The organism is Psychrobacter sp. Arc29, assembly GCF_041431175.1.
In the GTDB taxonomy this organism is placed as follows: Bacteria; Pseudomonadota; Gammaproteobacteria; order Pseudomonadales; family Moraxellaceae; genus Psychrobacter.
The window spans coordinates 12,404-33,012 of sequence record NZ_JASMRR010000008.1; the positions used below are offsets into that span (position 1 = coordinate 12,404).

At 46.8% G+C, this 20,609-nt stretch carries 17 protein-coding genes; 14 read left to right on the top strand and 3 right to left on the bottom strand.

Translation table 11 applies throughout. The features are described from left to right. Positions 1-67 precede the first annotated feature (67 nt). The gene (gene argA, locus QO189_RS11085; protein WP_371532769.1) at positions 68-1,390 is read right to left on the bottom strand and encodes an amino-acid N-acetyltransferase; all 1,323 of its coding nucleotides are present in this window, start codon (positions 1,388-1,390) and stop codon (positions 68-70) included. 341 nt (positions 1,391-1,731) lie between these two features. Between argA and QO189_RS11090 the strand changes: the two genes are divergently transcribed. Beyond that, positions 1,732-2,319: a hypothetical protein gene (locus QO189_RS11090; RefSeq protein WP_371532770.1), complete on the top strand. Its 588-nt coding sequence runs from the start codon at positions 1,732-1,734 to the stop codon at positions 2,317-2,319. A 144-nt stretch (positions 2,320-2,463) separates the two neighbouring features. Here the strand turns inward: QO189_RS11090 and QO189_RS11095 are convergent, their stop codons facing one another. Further along, on the bottom strand, positions 2,464-3,450 hold the full coding sequence (locus tag QO189_RS11095) for a patatin-like phospholipase family protein (RefSeq protein ID WP_371532771.1): 987 nt from the start codon (positions 3,448-3,450) through the stop codon (positions 2,464-2,466). A 301-nt stretch (positions 3,451-3,751) separates the two neighbouring features. Here QO189_RS11095 and recG point away from each other — a divergent pair, with 301 nt between their 5' ends. The 7 genes from recG (at position 3,752) to QO189_RS11130 (ending at position 14,430) form a co-directional block, all read left to right on the top strand. Further along, on the top strand, positions 3,752-6,103 hold the full coding sequence (recG, locus tag QO189_RS11100; protein ID WP_371532772.1) for an ATP-dependent DNA helicase RecG: 2,352 nt from the start codon (positions 3,752-3,754) through the stop codon (positions 6,101-6,103). A 73-nt stretch (positions 6,104-6,176) separates the two neighbouring features. Continuing rightward, on the top strand, positions 6,177-6,860 hold the full coding sequence (locus QO189_RS11105; RefSeq protein ID WP_371532773.1) for a TetR/AcrR family transcriptional regulator: 684 nt from the start codon (positions 6,177-6,179) through the stop codon (positions 6,858-6,860). 102 nt (positions 6,861-6,962) lie between these two features. Further along, positions 6,963-8,303 carry an efflux RND transporter periplasmic adaptor subunit gene (locus tag QO189_RS11110; RefSeq protein WP_371532774.1) on the top strand — a complete coding sequence of 447 codons (1,341 nt, stop codon included), beginning with the start codon at positions 6,963-6,965 and terminating at the stop codon, positions 8,301-8,303. Beyond that, positions 8,300-11,392 carry an efflux RND transporter permease subunit gene (locus tag QO189_RS11115; RefSeq protein WP_371532775.1) on the top strand — a complete coding sequence of 1,031 codons (3,093 nt, stop codon included), beginning with the start codon at positions 8,300-8,302 and terminating at the stop codon, positions 11,390-11,392. Before QO189_RS11110 ends, QO189_RS11115 begins: the two co-directional genes overlap by 4 nt. Before the next feature lie 52 nt (positions 11,393-11,444). Then, entirely contained in the window at positions 11,445-12,155 is a 711-nt protein-coding gene (locus QO189_RS11120; protein ID WP_371532776.1) for a helix-turn-helix domain-containing protein, read from the top strand. Positions 12,156-12,244: 89 nt separating this feature from the next. After that, positions 12,245-13,183 (top strand): DMT family transporter, encoded by a 939-nt coding sequence (locus tag QO189_RS11125; protein ID WP_371532777.1) that lies wholly within the window; start codon positions 12,245-12,247, stop codon positions 13,181-13,183. Positions 13,184-13,428: 245 nt separating this feature from the next. Continuing rightward, a complete protein-coding gene (locus tag QO189_RS11130; RefSeq protein WP_371532778.1) occupies positions 13,429-14,430 on the top strand; it encodes an NAD(P)-dependent alcohol dehydrogenase in 1,002 nt (333 codons plus the stop codon). 185 nt (positions 14,431-14,615) lie between these two features. Here the strand turns inward: QO189_RS11130 and QO189_RS11135 are convergent, their stop codons facing one another. Continuing rightward, on the bottom strand, positions 14,616-15,551 hold the full coding sequence (locus QO189_RS11135; RefSeq protein WP_371532779.1) for a LysR substrate-binding domain-containing protein: 936 nt from the start codon (positions 15,549-15,551) through the stop codon (positions 14,616-14,618). Positions 15,552-15,648: 97 nt separating this feature from the next. On the opposite strand from QO189_RS11135, the gene QO189_RS11140 reads away from it, so the two are divergent. The 6 genes from QO189_RS11140 to QO189_RS11165 all read left to right on the top strand — a co-directional run bounded on the left by QO189_RS11140 (position 15,649) and on the right by QO189_RS11165 (position 20,471). Continuing rightward, complete coding sequence (locus QO189_RS11140; RefSeq protein WP_371532780.1) at positions 15,649-16,083, top strand: DMT family transporter; 435 nt, start codon at positions 15,649-15,651, stop codon at positions 16,081-16,083. Between the two features lie 8 nt (positions 16,084-16,091). Next, entirely contained in the window at positions 16,092-16,553 is a 462-nt protein-coding gene (locus tag QO189_RS11145; RefSeq protein WP_371532846.1) for a DMT family transporter, read from the top strand. A 393-nt stretch (positions 16,554-16,946) separates the two neighbouring features. Then, on the top strand, positions 16,947-17,939 hold the full coding sequence (locus tag QO189_RS11150) for a DUF1852 domain-containing protein (protein WP_371532781.1): 993 nt from the start codon (positions 16,947-16,949) through the stop codon (positions 17,937-17,939). A 73-nt stretch (positions 17,940-18,012) separates the two neighbouring features. Further along, positions 18,013-19,041, top strand: a complete 1,029-nt coding sequence (locus QO189_RS11155) for a methionine synthase (protein WP_371532782.1) — start codon at positions 18,013-18,015, stop codon at positions 19,039-19,041. 39 nt (positions 19,042-19,080) lie between these two features. Next, positions 19,081-19,593 carry a flavin reductase gene (locus QO189_RS11160; protein WP_371532783.1) on the top strand — a complete coding sequence of 171 codons (513 nt, stop codon included), beginning with the start codon at positions 19,081-19,083 and terminating at the stop codon, positions 19,591-19,593. A 38-nt stretch (positions 19,594-19,631) separates the two neighbouring features. After that, a complete protein-coding gene (locus tag QO189_RS11165; protein ID WP_371532784.1) occupies positions 19,632-20,471 on the top strand; it encodes a sulfite exporter TauE/SafE family protein in 840 nt (279 codons plus the stop codon). The last annotated feature ends 138 nt before the right edge of the window (positions 20,472-20,609 follow it).

Consider the following 20,609-nt stretch of genomic DNA (forward strand, 5'->3'; position numbering starts at 1 on the left):
AAAGCCTTCATAGACATTATGAAGGCTTTTTTGTGAGCAAAGGTTTTTATATCAGTTTAACTATAAATTATAGGTTTTTTTGAAAGACTTTAGAGTTGCGACCATTGTGGTACTTCTCCAGACGTGCTGCTGGCAAGACACTTGCCTCAACTTCCGCAAAGCCTTGCTCCACGAACCAATGCGCGGTACGAGTCGTCAATACAAACAGCTTGTATAAACCATGGCTGCGCGCTTGCTGCTCTAAAAATGCCAGCAAGTCAGCGCCGCGGCTACCATTGCGATATTCAGGACGTACGGCAACGCAAGCGATTTCTGCAGATTCTGCATCTAACGTATGCAGCGCTGCACAACCCAAAATCATCCCATCGCGTTCGATGACACTATAATTATCAATTTCTTGCTCTAAGCGCTCACGTGAGCGACTGACCAAAATACCTTGTTCTTCTAGCGGTGATAACAGCTCAAGAAGGCCAACCACATCATCGACATTAGCACGGCGAATTTCTTCGTACGGGTCGTGGCTGATTAGCGTACCAGATCCGTCACGAGTGAATAGCTCTTCTAATAGGGCACCGTTTTTGGCATAGGAAATGATATGCGTGCGATGGACACCTTGACGGCAGGCCAAGCTTGCGCAGTTCAAGAAATAATTGATTTCACAGTTCAAATCGCGGTCACGCAAGAAGCGATCGACTTCGTTTGGAATCATCTCATGTAGCAAGCGATCACCATCATTGATACCTGCTTCTTCGCCCAAGAATATCAGCTTATCAGCACCCAATTCTACCGCGGCGCTAAGCGCAACGTCTTCAGCCAGCAAATTGAATACTTCACCCGTCGCAGAATAGCCCATCGAGCCTAATATCACGATATGGTCATGCAATAGATTGTTTTTGATGGCCTCAACGTCAATAGAGCGCACTTCGCCCGTCATCTGATAGTCAATGCCTTCACGAATGCCATAAGGGCGCGCCGTGACAAAGTTGCCTGAGATGGCATCAATACGTGAGCCGTACATGGGCGAATTGGCCAGTCCCATCGACAGCTGTGCTTCGATCTGTAAGCGAATCGCGCCAACCGCTTGCAGGATAGCGGGCATGGCGGCACGCGGCGTGATACGAATGTCTTGATGTAGCGGAGACTCAATATTATCGTCTTTTAGGTTTTTTTCGATCTGCGGTCGCGCGCCGTGTACTAGTACCAGCTTGATACCCAAACTATGGAGCAAGGCAAAGTCATGAATCAGCGTGCTGAAGTTAGGATGATTGACCGCTTCACCGCCAAACATAATCACGAAAGTCTTACCGCGATGCGTATTAATGTATGGGGCAGAGTTACGGAACCAATGAACGTATTCAGGGTTAATCTGTGGCATGGAACTAGTAGTCATAATGGGAGCAGTAGTCGTTAGAATAAGAAAAAGGGCGTAGCAAAAAAATGCCTAACGCTAAAGATTTACCATAGCAAAAAACGCGGTTATGAGCTATCTTTTATTTCAGCTGTGTTGAGGTCTTTTTATTGCCCATTGGTGATATACACAACCTCAACACGGGGTTAATGTACACACAAATGCTTTTTGCTATGCTAAGCGCTATTGCTTTACTGTCAATGAACGAAGATAATCAATAAAAATAATGAATCTGATTCTTTTAATTATTGACTATGTATTAAGACAACTCAGTTTTTGCCATCTGTGCTTTACCGATATATCAATCAGGGATAATGAGAATTATGAAAAAAAGTAACCAATTTGCTAGCCCATTTAGTGCTTGGAGCGGTCACCGCCTATTTCACGTTGTTGCCGGTACGCTCATCGGTGCGATGGTAGTCACGCAGGCATCTGCCATGCTGCCAACACCAGAGCAAGCAGTTGATAGCTCAATGGCAGTTCAGGCCAATACAAATGCGAGCAGCAATTCAAGTGCTCAAGCAGTCAATAGCAAAATCACAGCATCGTTGGTCAGTGTTGATGCCAATGGTCAAGAAGTACTCGTCCCTGTCGATACAAATACTCGTTTGCAATCAGGTAACGTATTAGAGTATCAAGGATACTTTACCAACACTAATGCCGATCGCGTCCGTAAGATGACGGTTACCATGAGTATCCCAGATCAAGTAGAGCTGTTAAATACAGTCGCCCCTGAATTCCCATATGGTAGCGTCGATGGCAATAACTTCGCCCGTATGCCACTACGTACCAAGGTAGACAACCAGCTACAAGATGTCGCACTAAAATATTATAAAGCGGTTCGTTGGGATCTTGAAGGCGTCGGTCTCAATGACACCGTTGCAGTAAAATATCGCGCGCGCGTTAAATAACGCTGAGACCTTTATATTAAAAGTTCGCCAGATATTGATGTTTATTGTTAAAAAAGCACCACCGTTTACAACGGTGGTGCTTTTTTATGTGTTGTGTTCGACGTTGATTGAAATCCGTATTCATTAGTATTCAGATAGAGTTATTTAAAGCGTCGTATATTTGCTAGTAGATTTCTCTCGAATCAGCTGTTTGATGGCGTTGATTTGTGGCGTTGTGGCTTGTGCGCCTGCTTCTATGAGCGCACGACGTTGCCTTGTATCTATTGAGCTGTTACGACCGACATTTGGCGTAATGACAATATCCGCGCGATCTCGTTCGCGGCGTATTGATGAGGAGCGATTGGTAGGGGATACGATATTGGTTTCGAGAAATCCCCAAAAGTCGCTTAATGAGCTGATGGTTAGTGCTCTATTATCAGTGGCGTTATTGTTTTGAGTAGCAGTCACATCAACAGCGATAACAATATCAGCGCCCAAGTCGCGTGCACTATTAACGGGTACGAGGCTGACCACGCCACCGTCAATATATTTTTTACCCACTTTTTCTGGAATACGTGGCGCAATAAAAATATTAGGCACGCTACAGGATGCTTGGACAGCAAGCCCAGCATCGCCAGTGGTCAGCACGGCTTTTTTTAAGGTGTTTTTTTCTGCTGCAATAGCGGCAAAGGCAATTGGAAAGTCTTCTATAACTTGTCCGCGAACTTTTTCATTTATAAAGTTTTTGAGTTTGATGCCTTCGACAAAGCCTTGATTGGACAACGTAAAGTCTGTCAACTGGCTATCGGTGGTGGTCAATGCCAATTGCTCAAGCTGTACCGGCGTGTACCCACTAGCATACAGGCTACCGATTAAGCTGCCGACACTCGTGCCGACGATCAGTGTTGGTTTGATGCCATTCTCTTCCAGTGCCTTTATCACACCCACGTGAGCAAACCCTTTGGCACCGCCGCCACCCAATACCAAGGCGACACTGGGTAACTCCACGATAGGCTCTGGCGTTTGGGGTATTTGAGCAGTGGGTGTTAGGGTACTGCAAGCACTGACGCATAACCCAACTATGGCAAGCATACTAAGACGTAATATACTTAAACCTTGATAAGACGGTCGATACAGAGCAGAGTCTGACATAAAAAACACCTTATAAAATGACCGTAATTTATAAAAACCATGATGCAGAAAAACCATGTTGTAGAAAATAAGACAGCTACTATTCATATGATAGATGTAAACAAGTTGTCTTGAGGGGTTTTGCAGTCATGACGGAATAGCTTAGCATAAGTCATTGACTGTTCAGCTATAATGAGATGAATCGATGTTTATATTTTGCTGTTTTTACGGGTAATTTTATGACAATCTTCCTTAGGTGAGTTATATTTAAAACAGTTGATGACATAGATAAAAATAATAAATAACCTTGTTAGGATCTTTGATGCCAGTATCGGTGAATGTTTCTTCAGCCAATTCAGTAGACCATATAAGGCCTGACTTGCCACTCTCGGCGTTAGATATGCCAGTGACGGCGCTGGCAGGTGTTGGGACAAAGGTAGCTGAGCAGTTGGCACAATTGAATATCAAACGGATATTTGATTTGCTATTGCATTTGCCGCGTGATTATGAAGATCGCAGTCGACTGGTATCAATCGCAGAAGTGGCGCACGGACAGTCGGCTATGATTACCGGACGCGTGGTCCATGTCGATACTAAACGCAGCGGCATGACCGTCACTGTGGACGATGATACAGGCACCATAGCTTTGCGGTTTTTTAAAGTCTATCGTGGTCTTGCGCAGACCATGAATTTGGGGACGCGATTACAGCTGTTTGGTGAAGTCAAAGTCAGTCGTTACGGCAAACAAATACACCATCCTGAATATCAAATTATCACAGATCATATAGCCACGACTGATACGGGTCTACAGCCCATTTATCCTAGTGTGAAAGGCTTGCACCAAAATAAGCTACGCACTTTGATAAAATTGGCATTGCAAACGGTTCGTAGTCAGGGTCTACCGATGACGCTGTTTACGACTGAAGACTTCGCAGTCGTGGCTGACTTACCATTAGTACCTTTTGAGCCAGCCAAATCTGTACTGCTAGAGACAGAATTTCCAGAAGATATTTTTTCGACATTGGCGCGAAGTGTGCCTGATCATGTGATTGGTAATAGTGTGAATAGGCCTACTGCGTCCGTTTACAGCGTCAATAATGATGTTCATAGCGCGGCTGCTCGCATCGCTTATAGCAATGTCTACAACTTAACGATATTTGAAGCGCTAGTACTGCTACATACACCGCCCACCTACACCAACGCAAGCCAGCAATATAAACTGTTGACCCAACTGACTGCGCGTACTCATGCTGCCTGTCAGCGCTTGATTATCGAAGAGTTGACCGCCCATCAGCTTAGCTTACTGTACCGTCGTCAGCAGCTGCATCAGCATAAAGCGCCTAAATGTACGACCCACAGTTCGCTGGCTGATAAGCTATTTGGTGCCTTGCCGTTTGATCTAACAGGTGCACAAAAACGAGTGATGAAAGATATCACGACTGATATGGCAACCTCTATTCCGATGCTGCGACTGGTACAAGGCGATGTGGGCGCTGGCAAGACTTTGGTTGCAGCAGGAGCGGCGGGTTATGCGCTCGATAGTGGTTGGCAGGTAGCAGTCATGGCACCGACTGAGATTTTGGCAGAGCAGCACCTCGTGAACTTTAAACAATGGTTTGAGCCGCTAGGTATCGGTGTTGGTTGGCTCGCGGGTAAGCAAACTGCCAAACAGCGCCGCGAAGCATTGCACGCGGTTGCGGAAAACACGGTCCAAATCGTGGTCGGTACGCATGCATTGTTTCAAGAGCAAGTGCAGTTTGCCAAATTAGGCCTCGTGATCATTGATGAGCAGCATCGATTTGGCGTCGAGCAGCGCATGGCACTGACCAATAAAGGCGTGGCCAATAGTACACCGCATCAGCTGATTATGACGGCAACGCCAATTCCAAGGACACTTGCCATGAGTGTCTATGGTGATATGGATACCTCTATCATTGACGAGTTGCCACCTGGACGTACTCCCATTACTACGGTGACCATTGATCGTAATCGACGCGATGAGGTAATCGAACGCATTGCCGTGAATTGCGAAGCAGGCAGGCAAGCATACTGGGTGTGCTCGTTAGTCGAGGCATCTAGCGTACTCGATGCACAAGCGGCTGAAGCCACGTATGAGGATTTGAATGAGCGCTTAGACATTCGTATTGGCTTGGTACATGGCAAAATGAAATCTGCGGAAAAACAAGCCATCATGCAAGCATTCAAGGCGGGTGATTTAGATTTACTGATTGCCACAACCGTTATCGAGGTGGGGGTTGATGTGCCCAATGCGTCGCTCATGGTCATCGAAAATGCGGAGCGTCTAGGTCTGTCGCAGTTGCATCAATTGCGCGGTCGCGTGGGTCGCGGCTCCACCAAAAGTTACTGTGTACTGTTGTACCAAAAGCCATTATCAGAGACGGGGACAGAGCGTCTCAATGTCCTGCGTGATAGCACCGATGGTTTTGTCATCGCTCAAAAAGACTTAGAGCTGCGTGGGCCGGGTGAACTGCTCGGTAAACGCCAGACAGGTAATATTGGCTACTATTTGGCCGATCTTATCCGTGATGAGCAGTTATTTGCCATTGCGCAGCGTTTGGCGAAGCATTTGATTGCAGATCCTGCGAGAAAAGCAGATGTCAGCCAACTGATTCACCGCTGGATGCCTGAGGCGAGTCGTTATACCAATGCTTAAAAGGGCTATTATTATATACCGTTTGGATATCTAAAACGTTTGACTCAATCAATTGATTGATTAATAATGAGCCATGACAAAATTATCTGAAATTGACTTTGAAACCTCGCTTGATCGAGTCGAATCTGAACCTAATAGTAGCGCCGCCTCCATTTTACGATGCGCCGAAGCGCTATTTTCGGCTAAAGGCTTTAAAGCGGTTACTACTCGAGATATCGCAAAAGCATCTGGCAAGAATATCTCCACCATTCACTTTCACTGGCAAAGCAAACGGTCGCTGTATGAAGCGGTATGTAGAATGCATGCTCGTCAGCTGTTGGCTTTTGTATCTCAAACGGAAGCCGCGATTGCAGATAGCACACTTGAGCCCGCCCAAGCGCTAGAGCAGTGGATCGATAAAACTTTGGATTTACTGATTGAGAATCCAGCGATTGCTAAGCTAGCGTCACAGAATATCTCAGTACAAAATAACCCAGAAATGGTGACTTTGTTTGAACATGACATTCAAGTATTGGCAAGGTTTCAAGGCTATCTGTCCACATTTCTTGGTCCCACTGACGATCACACTAAGCCATTGCGTCTGTTCACCTTGCTTTATTTTACCATCGGTATGTTTACTGACTCGTCACTACAACAAGCCACGCTTGGCGGGTCGGTTTATGAACAACCAGAGTTACAACAACAGCTTAAATCGTTTGCAAAAAATCTCGCAATGAGCTTGCTACAAAAGGATAGCGCACTAACCACTAATTCATAGGCTGTTCTGACTAGTGGCTGTCCAGTGATTGTTTTTGAGTAATGGTTTAAGTGAACGTTTAAGCGCTGCTTTTATTATTATCCGTATTTATAGAGACCGACTATGAGTGACTTTAAAGACCCTGATAATAAGCAAGAACCGACTAGCGGACAGCAAACCAATATTGAGACACCTCAACACGCTGAGCTACCACCGTATCGTCAATCTGATGCCTCATCTAAAAATTCTCTCGCAAAAATGCCACTATGGTTGTTGCCAGCATTGGTTGCGGTGCTTGTGATTGGAGTTGTGCTGGGTAAGTATTGGGGCAGTAGTACAGACGAGTTACAAGAGGAGTCGGTAGCCTCTAGTGGTGTGGCAGGTGGCAATGAAGCTGATAGCGCTGCGAGTACGGAGCAGTCTGTCTTGTCAGTAGAAACCGTTAGCCCAAGCCAAGATGATATCGGTCGCACACTCAGCGCTGATGGCACCATCAACGCCAAAGATATCGCTAATGTCAGTGCAAAAGTCAGTGGTGTGGCCATCGAGCGTGTATTGGTCGAAGAGGGCGACCGCGTGAGAGCGGGGCAGGTGCTCGCCATGTTTGATACTGATGCGATGGAGCAGCAAGTGCTGCAAGCTGAGGCAGATGTGGCAGAGGCAGAAGCCACACTTGCCAACGCCAGTGCTGATGCGGCCCGCGTATTACCACTCATCGATATCGATGCCATCAGTAAACAAGAAGCCGATCGCTACCGTACTTCTGAGGTGCGTGCCCGCGCAGCATTGCAAGCGTCCAAAGCCCGTTTAAGCAATCAGCGCTTGACGCTCGACAATGCCACAGTAGTCGCGCCTGTCAGTGGCATCATCAGTGAAAAAATGATCGAAGTTGGGCAGGTCGCAGGTGGTGATCCATTATTTACGATTATCAAAGGTGGCATATTGGAATGGCGAGCAGAGTTAGATCCGAAGCTGATTGGCGATATCAATATTGGCACACCCGTACGAGTAAGCCTGCCGGGTGATGATAATGTGATGGGGCAAGTGAGCCGTATCGCACCGACGGCAGATAATAATCGCCAAATCACGATTTATGCGAGCCTCGCTACTAATTCAAAAATCCGCGCTGGCATGTATCAGACTGGTGAGTTCCTGCTCGGCAGTGCCAGCACCCAAACGATACCTAATAGCGCTATCGTCAGTAACGATGGCTATGACTATGTGATGCTAGTGACTGATCTGACCACGACAGACGCTAAGTCGATGGGACGTATCAAGCAACAACGAGTGACATTGGGTGAGCGACTTGGCGAAAACGTCGCCGTACTAGAACCATTGCCAAGTGACAGCCATATTGTGAAGCAAGGCGGTAGTTTCTTAAATGATGGAGATTTGGTGCGTATCGTTAATGGTGTGAGCCAAACCAGTACCGCTGTCAATACAGCAGCGCAGGCACAGTCATGAGTCTAAACGTCTCCGCTTACTCGATCAAAAACCCGCTCGTCGCAATTTTGCTATTTGTGCTCCTGACATTGGGCGGCATCTATGGCTTTATGAAAATGAAGGTACAGCAGTTTCCGGATATCGATTTGCCCGCTGTAGTGGTGACGGTGACGCTACCGGGTGCTGCGCCCTCGCAGCTTGAAAACGATATCGCCAAGAAAATTGAAAACAAACTGACCAGTATCGAAGGCGTAAGTCATATTCGCACCACGTTGCAGACTGGTGCGGCGACAATGGCGACCGAGTTTGTGTTAGAAAAAGACATTCAAGAAGCCGTCGACGATGTACGCTCGGCGGTGGGTGAAGTACGCGGCGACCTGCCGGCTGCTGCTAACGATCCTATTATTACCAAAGTATCTACGGCGGGATTCCCAGTGGTCACGTACTCTGTGGCCTCTGACAATATGAGCGTGGAGGATCTGTCATGGTTTGTAGATGACACCATCACAAAACGGCTCTCTGACATCCCCGGCGTTAGTACCGTCAGCCGTGTTGGCGGGCTTCAGCGTGAGATTACCGTTGCCGCTGATCCGATTGCGTTAAGTGGTCTTAAGCTCTCTATCTCTCAGCTCTCGCAACAAATCGCAGGCATCCAGCAAGACAGCTCTGGCGGTGAGGCAGAAGTCGGAAATACGACTCAGACGATCCGTGTGCTTGGCGCGGTGGAGCGGGCCAATGAGCTGAATAATTTGCAGGTGGCGGTGCCTAATGGCGGGACGCAAGCGCTCGGACGGATGGCAAAGATCACCGATGGCGCTGCCGACCCAAGCTCTATTGCTAAGCTTGACGGTAAAACAGTAGTGGCATTTAACATCACTCGCTCGCGCGGTGCCAGTGAAGTCGATGTCATGGCGCTGGTTGATGATGAGCTTGCCAAGCTGACCGCTGATACTGGCAATATCAGTATCGAAAAAGTCTATGATCGAGCGACACCCATTGCTGAGGATTATGAAGCCTCTCTACGGATGTTAATCGAAGGTGGCATTTTAGCGGTCGTCGTCGTATTTTTATTCTTGCGCAATATTCGAGCGACGATCGTTGCCGCTGTCGCTTTACCTTTATCCGTGATTCCTACCTTTTTGGGCATGTATCTCTTTGGCTTTAGCCTCAATATCATCTCGCTATTGGCACTGTCACTGGTCATTGGTGTACTAGTCGATGATGCGATCGTTGAGGTCGAAAACATCATACGACATTTGCGTATGGGCAAGACCCCTTATGAAGCGGCGATGGAAGCGGCTGATGAGATTGGTCTGGCGGTGGTAGCCACGACCTTTACTTTGATTGCGGTGTTTTTGCCGACAGCCTTTATGGGCGGTATCGTTGGACAGTTTTTCCGACAGTTTGGTTGGACGGCAGCATTATCCATTTTTGCCTCACTCATGGTGGCGCGTTTGATCACACCGATGATGGCGGCATACGTTCTTCGACCTGAAAAAAACCATGTCGAAAAACAAAGCGCGATGATGGGGTATTATCTCAAAATAGTCTCGTGGACATTGCGTCACCGCTGGCTCACCATGGGTGCAACGCTGGTATTGTTTGTGGCATCGCTTGGTCTGGTCAAGCTGCTGCCAACCGCCTTTATCCCTGATAACGATATCGATCAAACGCGAGTGGCGATTGAGCTGACGCCCGATGTGGCATTAGCAGATACAGAGCGGGTGGCTGCGCTTGCCAGTGAGCGTATTTTGGCCATGCCTGAGGTGACGAATATCTTTACCTCAGTGGGAGAGGCACAGGCGTCGATGGGTGCGTCGGACGGTGGTGGCGGTAAAGCTGAAAATATTGCGGGCTTGGATATTGTACTAGCCCCACGTGCAGAACGAGGCACTAAGCAAGAGATCGAACGCAAAATTAGCCAGCTCATGACCGAAGTGCCAGGTGCTCGCTTTACGGTTGGACTATCGAGCGGCGGAGAGAGTGGTTATAACTTTTCATTGACCAGTACCAATCCTCAATTGCTCGAACAGACTGCGCAAAAAATCATGACTGAGATACGAGGTTTGCCTAGTGCAGGCGCGGTGACCAGTGATCGCAGTCTGCCACGTCAAGAGCTCACCGTGACGCCTGATAGACTAGCAATGGCTGACAAAGGGGTGACGACTCAAGACATTGCGACCACGTTACGTGTGGCGACCGTTGGCGACTATGAGCAGCGCTTGTCTAAGCTCAATCTTGATACGCGGCAGATTCCTATCGTAGTGCGTCTACCAGATGTTGCCAAGCAAAACGTCAGTCAGTTAGAAGGACTGTACGTGCCGAGTACTATGCCTGCAGGGCAAGGAGTGCGTGTGGGCGAAGTGGCAGCGCTTGATTTTGGTACAGGGCCTGCGCAGATCAGCAGGCTAGATCGAGAGCGTGCGATTAGCATCACAGTGCAACCAGCGGATGGTGAGCTAGGTGATTTGGTGCAAGCGGTCAAATCCGTGCCAACGATGCAGCAATTACCGCCTGCGATTACCATCATTGATCAAGGTCAAGCCGAGAATATGGCGGATCTGTTTAGTGGGTTTATCATTGCGATGTCGGTGGGTGTGGTCTGTATCTTAGGCGTGCTGATCTTACTATTCGGTCGTTTATTGCAGCCATTTACTATTTTGATGGCATTGCCGTTGTCGATAGGCGGTGCGTTTGTGGGTTTGGTGATTACCAATAGCAGTCTGTCGATGCCGTCGATGATTGGCTTTATTATGCTCATGGGTATCGCAACCAAAAACTCAATCCTACTCGTCGATTACGCGCTGATTGCTCAGCGCCGAGGGCTGGCGCGTTTTGAGGCCATTATGGATGCCTGTCGCAAGCGTGCGCGGCCTATCATCATGACCACCATTGCGATGGGTGCAGGGATGTTGCCACTGGTCTTTGGCTGGGGAGATGCTGATCCTACGTTTAGGCGTCCTATGGCGTCCGCCGTATTGGGTGGTTTGGTCACCTCAACGCTACTTAGTCTGGTGGTCATCCCAGTGGTTTATACACTGATGGATGATGTGTCAGGATGGTTTGCCAAATGGCTAGTCCCACATGGTAAACAGCGTGATACAAAGTAGAGAGTCAAATAGCAGTATCAATATAAAGGGCAATGTATGCGGGATACGATCAATGATCAATACACTCTCTATTAGGTCGTATACTCGCCAAACCCGCGGCCATTCTCATGACTTTCATCAGATTGTTTTGCCACTACGAGGCGTGATAAATATTGAAGTGGCAAGCTATCGCGGTAAAGTAACGCCAAGCGAATGTGTCATCGTCAAAGCCAATGAAACACACTATTTTAATGCCGAAGAGAATGCCAAGTTTATCGTTGTGGACACAGACAGTTTGCCATCTCATATTTTGCATTCAGAACACATTGTTTTTTCGATAAGCGCGCCATTGTTATCATTTTTGGCGTTTTCGGAGAGTCAATTAAAGCACCAGATAAATCCTGAGATTGAAGCGTTGATGTTTGCTACCTTCTATAAACTGTTAGCAGAACAAAAGCTGTTTTTTCAATACGATCACAGAATCAGAGAGGTCGTGTTTTATATCACTCATAACCTCTCAAAAACGCTCACCATAGATGTGTTAGCCAATATCGCTTGCTTGAGTCCTACGCAGCTCAAAAAGAATTTTAAGGCGCAAACCGAGCAGACCTTGACCGAGTACATCACCAAACTCAGAATGCAAAAGGCGCAGGCCCTACTACTACATACAGATTCTCCCATCGCTATCGTCGCTGAGCTGGTCGGTTATACCGATGTCAGTGCGTTTAGCCGCCGGTTCTCACAGTATTTCGGGGTTGCACCCTCCACACTAAAACACGTCTAACCAGTCAACAAAACCGTCCAATCTGCAAAGTCTATCATAACCAGCGCTCTATAATAGTATCATTCACGATAACTTTTGAGATGACCGTTATGTTGCAGATTCAATCTGGTTTGAGCGCAGTATTATGTGTGGTAGTCGCCAGTATCCTTTGGGGAACGACAGGGACTGCTTCTGCTTTTATACCTGATGTGAGTCCGTTAGGTATCGGGGCGTTCGCAATGGGCGTAGGCGGTATTTTACTCGTGTTAAATGCCAAAAAACACCTGCTCAGCGATAAAGCAAAACTACTGTCTCAGCCTAAAGTTTTACTCATCGGCAGTCTCTGTGTTGCCATCTATCCTCTGGCTTTTTATTCCTCCATGCGGCTCGCGGGTGTTGCTATCGGCACTGTTATTTCCATTGCGAGTGCACCATTCTTTACGGTCATGATGGAGCGTCTGATTAGCAATAAACATATCACTAAACGCTGGCAGGTCAGCTTTGCCTTTGGAGTGATTGGCGTCATCTTGCTAACCTTGGGCAAAACGCAATATGTGGACATAACTGTAGCGTCGAGCAATCGGGTACTGGGCGTATTGCTTGGGTTGGTTGCTGGTCTGACCTACGCTACCTACTCGTGGTCAGCGCGCCAAATGATAGAAAATGGCGTCAATGCCAAATCAGCCATGGCAAGCATGTTTGGTTTGTCAGCCATACTATTGTTGCCATCATTACTATTGACGGGTGACAACTTATTTTTAGACGTTAAACACATCAGTGTTGCGCTATATATGGCCATTGCCCCCATGTTTTTGGGTTATCTACTTTTTGGTCAAGCATTAAAAGTGATTGAAGCGAGCCGAGCGACACTTATTACATTACTAGAGCCTATCGTGGCGACCATACTCGCCATCCTTATCATCGGCGAGACATTCTCTCCCATCGGTTGGCTCGGGATGGGACTGATGGTGATCTGTCTGTCATTGCAAGTCATTAAAGTGCCAAAGCAAAAAGTATATCCAGACAATCACAGGCTACCTATTAGCTAAATAGGCAGATTGGGCTTGATAAGCGTTGACACTGAGGATACATCAGCGATTAAGTATGGGTCTTTGTATTAGCCTAGTCCTAATTTGTTACATAGGGTGGTGCGCTCAAACGACTCTTTGCTATAGTCGCTTTAGTTGAATACAACAAAGAAAATTTCTATCAATTGAATGAACTCACTATATCAATAACTCAATAATGATTCAGATATAGACCACACCCAATATAGCAAAAATAAGGAATGACTATGATTAATGCATATGCAGCAAAAGAGAAAGGTGGCAAGTTTGAACCTTATGAGTACGATCCAGGCACATTAGGCGATCACGAAGTAGAAATCGAAGTGCATAGCTGCGGTATCTGCCACAGTGATCTGTCAATGTGGCAAAACGAATGGGGTATGACCGAGTATCCGTTTGTGGGTGGTCATGAAGTTGCTGGCAAAGTCCTAGCAAAGGGCAAACACGTCAAGCATCTGGAGCTAGGCGATAAAGTTGGACTTGGTTGGCATAAAGGGTATTGCAACGTTTGCGATTTATGTATCGATGGCGATCATAATCTGTGTCCTGAGCAAGAAGGAACCATCATTGGCAACCACGGCGGCTTTGCAGATAAAGTACGTGCAAAAGACACCAGTGTTATAAAAGTCCCTGAAGGCCTAGATTTTAATGCGGTAGGACCACTGCTGTGTGGCGGCGTCACGGTGTTTAACCCACTGATACAATACGATATCACACCAACCTCTAGAGTAGCCGTGATTGGTATCGGCGGCTTAGGTCATCTTGCGTTACAGTTTGCCAATGCATGGGGCTGTGAAGTGACAGCGTTTACTAGTGAGTCGAAATTGGAAGAAGCAAAAAAGATGGGTGCTCATCATTCGCTGAATTCAAGAGAAGACAGCGAAATCGAAAAAGCCGCAGGTTCTTTTGATTTAATCATCTCAACCGTGAACGTCGATATGAATTGGGATCTGGTCGTCCAGACGTTGAAGCCAAAGGGCAAACTACACTTTGTTGGTATACTAGAAGCACCGCTAGAGATATCGGCCGCACCCATGATTATGGCGCAAAAAAGTCTATCAGGCTCACCCGTTGGCTCACCGTCTACGCTGCGAAAAATGTTAGATTTTGCGGCGCGACATAATATCCAGCCAGTAACTGAAACCTATAAAATGTCTGAGATTAACGAAGCGTTTGAGCGCTTAGAAAGCGGCAATGCTCGCTATAGAGTGGTGTTAGAAAGAGAATAAAAATTGCTAAAAGCTACTAACCTCCAAAGGTAGCTAGTTTTTATTATAGTAGCGACAGGTCATTTTATAGATGGCGTATCGCTACTATTTTTTTGTCTGATATAAATTTTTGAGGCTATTTTTCTTGTTCTATCTTAATTTTTTATAAAGCTTGCGGCAGGTTATGGCGTTTCATTCATCGTTTCTTAGTTGACCTGCCAATATAGCGGCTCGCCATAAACCTCAGCGAAATAATCAATCAAGGCTCTCACATTCAACGAGATGTGACGCGTATTCGGATAGATAGCCGCGATATGCTGAGGCGTCGTCTTGATAGCGGCCTCGTAGTCAGGCAGCAGCTTCATCAATTTACCACTCTTTAAATGATCACCGATTAACCAATCAGGAAACAGCACAATTCCCATTCCTTTGAGCGCTGATACGAGCAACGACTCTGCATTGTTTGACATAAGCAATGCAGGGGCGGCAAATGGTGTCCAGTTTTCATCATTTTTCTTGAAAAACCAGCGATTGGGTCCTGAAGAGCCCTTATAAACCAAGCATTTATGATGAGCCAAGTCGGATGGCGCTTGTAGGGTGACGTGCTTATTTATATATTCTGGAGCGGCCGCAAGGTGATAGGTTTGCTCACCGAAAATACGCGCATGAAAGGACGAATCATTCAATGTGCCAATCCGAAAAATAACGTCAGTTGCATAATGATGAGGATCCACAAAATCATCGGTGAGCGTTAAGTCTATTTGTAATTTGGGATAGCGATTACTGAATGCTGGTATCCAAGGTGCGATGTGCCGTTGACCAAAAAACACTGGGGCGTTAATTCTTAATAACCCACCCGGTTCTAATGTCCTGTCTTGCAACTCCTTCTGCGCCGCATTCATGCTCTCGGTCATCGCATGCGCGTAGCTCATAAACACGCGTCCCGCCTCAGTAGGAATAACGGCGCGTGTATTACGATAAAAAAGCTGCTGCCCTAGCGAGTCCTCTAGCTGCTTGATAATACGAGACACTTTTGAGGCAGACACTCCTTCTTTTCGTGCCACGACAGAGAAACTCTGGGCATTAAAGACGCTGATAAAAAACAGTAGGGTTTTTATGCTGATGTTGTCGACGTTATTCATCTGTGCAACTTATGCAAAAGTCATTTCTACATTATAGCGTTTTTCGTGGGTATAGGCTGCGGTAAACTACGCGGCATTGCTCATTGAGGATTGTTTTATGCAGATTTTATTAATACTGGTGGTGGTTTTAGGCGGTATGGGTTTGTCGGTCGAGGCCGGACTGCTTGGGCCGCTGGGCAGTCAAGTGGGTGAGTTATGGGCGACGCTCAGTATTTTTGGCGTTGGGGCGGCCTTGACGTTTTTTTTGATGCTGTTTTTTAGTCCGCGAGAGAGCCCGTCATTTTTCTCACAGCCTCCGTTGCTACTGATTGGTGGCGTTTTGGGACCTGTCTATGTGGTAGTGTTAACGGTGGTCACACCAGTTATTGGTATTGCACTGACGATGATTGGCATACTTGCAGGTCAGGTCTTTCAGAGCTTGATCATTGACCACTATGGGCTGTTTGAAACCGAGGAGCGCAAAATAGATATTAAAAGAGTAATTGCGTTAGGTTTCATCATTGCAGCACTTATTTTTATGGCAAAGGGGTAGACCACATGATGCTTATTTTAATGATTGTACTAGCGATAATTGGTGGTGCGACCTTGAGCGTACAAGCGGCATTGAATGGTCGGTTGGGTAGCAATGTTGGCGTGTTCAAAAGTGCGTTTTTGACGTTCTCTGTTGGTGCTGTGGTGACAGCGTTGCTTATTTTCTTCTTCGAGCCAAATCACGCGGTTACGTTGATGGATGTACCAAAATGGCAGCTGCTTGGCGCATTGTGTGGCGTGCCTTATATCGTCATCATGGTAGTTGCGGTACAGCGTATTGGTACAGCTGTGGCTACGGTGGCGGTTATCTTTGGTCAGCTGAGCATGAGTGTGCTCATTGATAACTTTGGTTGGCTCGGTAATGAAGCGATAAGCCTGTCGGGCAGTCGCATCAGTGCGTTGGTGTGCTTGGCGATTGCGCTGTACTTTATTTATTCGAGTAATAAGCCTAAGCCTAAAGTGATCAGTTAAGTTCGTTTTACACGCTCTTAGAAGCATAAAGATTTGAAAGCCCAAAACCCCTGCTACTCAATTCAGTGTAGTAGGGGTTATGTATTTTAATAACTAGGACAATACTTTATCACTCGTCTACAAAGTCTAGTTATACGTCAATTATCTGTCCTATTTAATGACCAAAGCCCTCATTTCTCACTACTTATTTCTTACTCCTTTATATACTCAAATCCTCTTTCGTCCAGTAGTCAGAACTGTGGCTACTCAGCTACTTTGCCTTTCAAACTGTCAATATGATGAATTTCATTCATCTTATATTAAAATAGTATCGTTTTTATTCACGTTATCATTTGAGTATGATTCATCCATACCGACATTTTGTTCTATTTGATATTAAGGTAGTGAATCGCCATGACTAAAGAATTTAGCTGTTCCATTAAGAGCATTCGTTTCGATGAAAACTATCAGCCTGCTGACAGCACGCGTCTGACGACGAACTTTGCCAATCTGGCACGCGGCGAGCAGCGTGAGGATAATCTACGCAAAACATTGACGATGATCAACAATCGCTTCAACGCGCTGGCGCATTGGGACAATCCAAATGCCGACCGTTATTCTGTCGAAGTCGACATCATCTCTGTAGACATGGATATTGCGGGCAATGGCGATGCTTTCCCTGTTATCGAAACGCTAAAAACGACGATCATCGATCACAAAGAAAACAAACGCATCGATGGCATGATTGGCAATAGCTTCTCATCTTACGTGCGTGATTATGATTTTAGTGTCGTACTTCCTGAGCACCGCGACCAGCAGTCAGACTCGCTCACGCCCGCAAATTTTGGCGAGCTACATGGCAAACTGTTTCAATACTTACTGAATTCAGAAGCTTATAAAGCCAATTTTGATAAAAAACCAGTCATCTGCTTGAGTGTCTCAACCAGCAAGACCTATTACCGTACTACCAATCAGCATCCGGTATTGGGTATTGAGTACCAGCAAGACGAGTACTCGTTAACCGACGACTATTTTCACAAAATGGGCTTAACCGTACGCTACTTTAAGCCTGAGGGTAGCGCCGCGCCTCTAGCGTTTTATTTTGCGGGTGATTTGACCAGTGACTATACCGATCTTGAGCTCATCAGTGCAATCAGCACCATGGAGACCTTTCAAAAAATCTACCGTCCTGAGATTTACAACGCCAACTCAAGCGCGGGTCAGGTTTATCAGCCCAGCTTGAACTACCAAGACTATTCATTGACGCAAGTGGTCTATGATCGTGTCGAGCGCAGCCAAATGGCGGTCAAGCAAGGTAAATTTACCGAAACGCATTTTATCAAGCCTTACCAAGATATTCTTGATGCATGGGCGGCCAATTACGCTGTAAACAAGAACGTCGCTTAAAAAATCCAAATATAAAAGCGCACGCTACAACACCTAAAATAGAGAACACCTGAAATAGAGAAGACAATACGACATGACTTTATTATTACCAACATCGACCGCTGGCAGCTTACCAAAACCCTCTTGGCTGGCAGAACCTGAGAAAATTTGGTCGCCGTGGCAGCTCGATGGTGAAGAATTGCTTCAGGCAAAACAAGATGCGCTGCTGGTATCGCTACAAGAGCAAGTGCGAGCAGGCGTGGATATTGTCAGTGATGGCGAGCAAACCCGTCAGCACTTTGTCACTACCTTTATTGAGCATTTGGACGGCGTGGATTTTAACCAGCGCGAAACCGTGCGTATCCGCAACCGCTACGATGCCAGCGTACCATCCGTAGTCGGTGCCGTGAGTCGCCAAAAGCCTGTGTTCGTCGAAGATGCTAAGTTTTTACGTCAGCACACCGACAAGCCAATCAAGTGGGCACTGCCTGGGCCGATGACTATGATTGATACGCTGTATGACGATCATTATAAGAGCCGCGAAAAGCTGGCGTGGGAGTTTGCCACCATTCTTAACCAAGAAGCCAAAGAATTGGAAGCAGCGGGTGTGGATATTATTCAGTTCGATGAACCTGCATTCAATGTGTTCTTCGATGATGTCAACGACTGGGGTATCGCTACGTTAGAGCGCGCGATCGAGGGATTAAAGTGCGAAACGGCGGTACATATTTGCTACGGCTATGGCATCAAAGCCAATAACGATTGGAAAAAGACGCTGGGTTCAGAATGGCGTCAGTATGAAAAAGCCTTCCCTAAACTACAGCAGTCAAAAGTTGATATTGTGTCGCTTGAGTGTCAGAACTCGCGCGTACCGATGGACTTGATTGAACTGATTCGTGGTAAAAAAGTGATGGTCGGTGCGATTGATGTGGCGACCAATGACATTGAGACGCCTGAAGCAGTTGCTGATACGTTGCGTAAAGCATTGCAGTTCGTCGATGCCGACAAACTATATCCCTCGACCAACTGTGGCATGGCACCGTTGTCGCGCCAAGTGGCAAAAGGTAAATTGCAAGCACTGAGTGCAGGCGCAGATATCGTTCGTCAAGAGCTGGCAGGTTAAGCGGACGATTAGTAGTAATCCAAATTTGAGGTGTGAGTGATGAGTGAAGCAAGCAGTTTTAGAGACGCCATGTCATTACTGACGACGGCGGTCAATGTGGTCACGACTGCAGGCGATGCGGGCATACACGGGTTCACTGCCTCGGCGGTGTGCAGTGTCAGCGACAATCCACCGACCTTGCTGGTGTGTATGAATCAAGCCTCGCGCTCGCACACGCCTTTTGTGGACAATAAAGTCTTGACCGTCAACGTACTTGGCGCACACCATGAGCACCTATCTAATGTCTTTGCCTCAAAGCTTGAGTCAGATGAGCGCTTTACCCATGGCGCGTGGCATACCTTGGCAACGGGAGCGCCTGTGCTAGACGATGCACTCGTCAGCTTCGATTGTGAGATTGAGCAAGTGCAAGCCGTGGGTACGCATAGTGTATTCATGTGCCGTGTGGTTGCCATCAAGCATTCTGAGCGAGCGGGTGAGCCAGACGAGAGTTTGGTCTATTTTAATCGTCGCTATCATTCGGTTGGTCAAGTCTGTCAAATTGATATGGCTTAACCTCATCCTTCCATCATCCAACCAAAAGTAACGATTCTGTGGAACTTATCATTTTTTTAATCATTGGAGCGCTGGCAGGGTTTGCAGCCGGTCTGTTTGGGGTGGGCGGTGGCACTATCATCGTACCGCTATTATTTATCGTTTTTACTCAGATGGATTATAGTCCCGATAACGTTATGCATCTGGCGCTAGGCACCTCGCTTGCCACCATCATCGTCACCTCCATCAGCTCGCTCATGGCGCACAATAAAAAAGGCGCGGTCATGTGGCCTGTTTTTAAAAATCTCATACCAGGTATGGCGATCGGCTGTTTTTTTGGGGCAGGAATTGCAGGCGCGATCTCAGGCGGTCATCTACAAATCATCGTGGGTACCTTTTTGCTGTGGGTCGCTTTTAACATGTTTACGGGTGGCAAAAAACGGGTAGTAGGCAAAGAGGCTGGTAGCGGCACTACTCATATGAGTACTACTAATGGTGTACTACCGTCAAGGTCTAAGCAACTGGCAGCAGGCGCGGGTATTGGTGTTGCTTCAGCGATTTTTGGTATTGGTGGCGGCAGTTTAACGGTGCCATATCTCACCCGCTACAATGTAGTGATGCAAAAGGCCGTGGGCACGTCCGCGGCTTGCGGTCTGCCGATTGCGATTGCTGGCGCGCTTGGCTTTATGGTGTTTGGGATGCAGGAGCACGTCAATATTCCCAACGCGATTGGCTTTGTACATATTTATGCTTTTGTGGGTATCGGTGCCATGAGCTTTTTTACCGCAAAAGTGGGTGCAAAAGTCGCGCACCAATTATCACCAACATTATTAAAAAAATGCTTCGCGGTGCTACTCATGACGGTGAGCTGCTTCTTTTTGTATAAAGGGTTGTTTTGAAAATTTGGATTACTGTGTCTGAAACATGAAGACTAAGAACCATATGATATTGCTTAATATTGAAAATCACGCCTAGTTTAGTAGTCTGGTATAAGTGGTTTTATTGATCTGGTCTATTTTGGGTGGTTTATTAATAAG

What these genes read in the sequence shown, in the direction of transcription:
- QO189_RS11110 (WP_371532774.1), top strand. Translation starts at nt 6,963, where the DNA reads ATGAGTGACTTTAAAGACCCTGATAATAAGCAAGAACCGACTAGCGGA.
- QO189_RS11145 (WP_371532846.1), top strand. Translation starts at nt 16,092, where the DNA reads ATGCTTATTTTAATGATTGTACTAGCGATAATTGGTGGTGCGACCTTG.
- QO189_RS11120 (WP_371532776.1), top strand. Translation starts at nt 11,445, where the DNA reads ATGATCAATACACTCTCTATTAGGTCGTATACTCGCCAAACCCGCGGC.
- QO189_RS11090 (WP_371532770.1), top strand. Translation starts at nt 1,732, where the DNA reads ATGAAAAAAAGTAACCAATTTGCTAGCCCATTTAGTGCTTGGAGCGGT.
- QO189_RS11125 (WP_371532777.1), top strand. Translation starts at nt 12,245, where the DNA reads ATGTTGCAGATTCAATCTGGTTTGAGCGCAGTATTATGTGTGGTAGTC.
- QO189_RS11150 (WP_371532781.1), top strand. Translation starts at nt 16,947, where the DNA reads ATGACTAAAGAATTTAGCTGTTCCATTAAGAGCATTCGTTTCGATGAA.
- QO189_RS11130 (WP_371532778.1), top strand. Translation starts at nt 13,429, where the DNA reads ATGATTAATGCATATGCAGCAAAAGAGAAAGGTGGCAAGTTTGAACCT.
- QO189_RS11095 (WP_371532771.1), bottom strand. Translation starts at nt 3,450, where the DNA reads ATGTCAGACTCTGCTCTGTATCGACCGTCTTATCAAGGTTTAAGTATA.
- argA (WP_371532769.1), bottom strand. Translation starts at nt 1,390, where the DNA reads ATGACTACTAGTTCCATGCCACAGATTAACCCTGAATACGTTCATTGG.
- QO189_RS11140 (WP_371532780.1), top strand. Translation starts at nt 15,649, where the DNA reads ATGCAGATTTTATTAATACTGGTGGTGGTTTTAGGCGGTATGGGTTTG.
- QO189_RS11105 (WP_371532773.1), top strand. Translation starts at nt 6,177, where the DNA reads ATGACAAAATTATCTGAAATTGACTTTGAAACCTCGCTTGATCGAGTC.
- QO189_RS11115 (WP_371532775.1), top strand. Translation starts at nt 8,300, where the DNA reads ATGAGTCTAAACGTCTCCGCTTACTCGATCAAAAACCCGCTCGTCGCA.
- QO189_RS11155 (WP_371532782.1), top strand. Translation starts at nt 18,013, where the DNA reads ATGACTTTATTATTACCAACATCGACCGCTGGCAGCTTACCAAAACCC.
- QO189_RS11135 (WP_371532779.1), bottom strand. Translation starts at nt 15,551, where the DNA reads ATGAATAACGTCGACAACATCAGCATAAAAACCCTACTGTTTTTTATC.
- QO189_RS11160 (WP_371532783.1), top strand. Translation starts at nt 19,081, where the DNA reads ATGAGTGAAGCAAGCAGTTTTAGAGACGCCATGTCATTACTGACGACG.
- recG (WP_371532772.1), top strand. Translation starts at nt 3,752, where the DNA reads ATGCCAGTATCGGTGAATGTTTCTTCAGCCAATTCAGTAGACCATATA.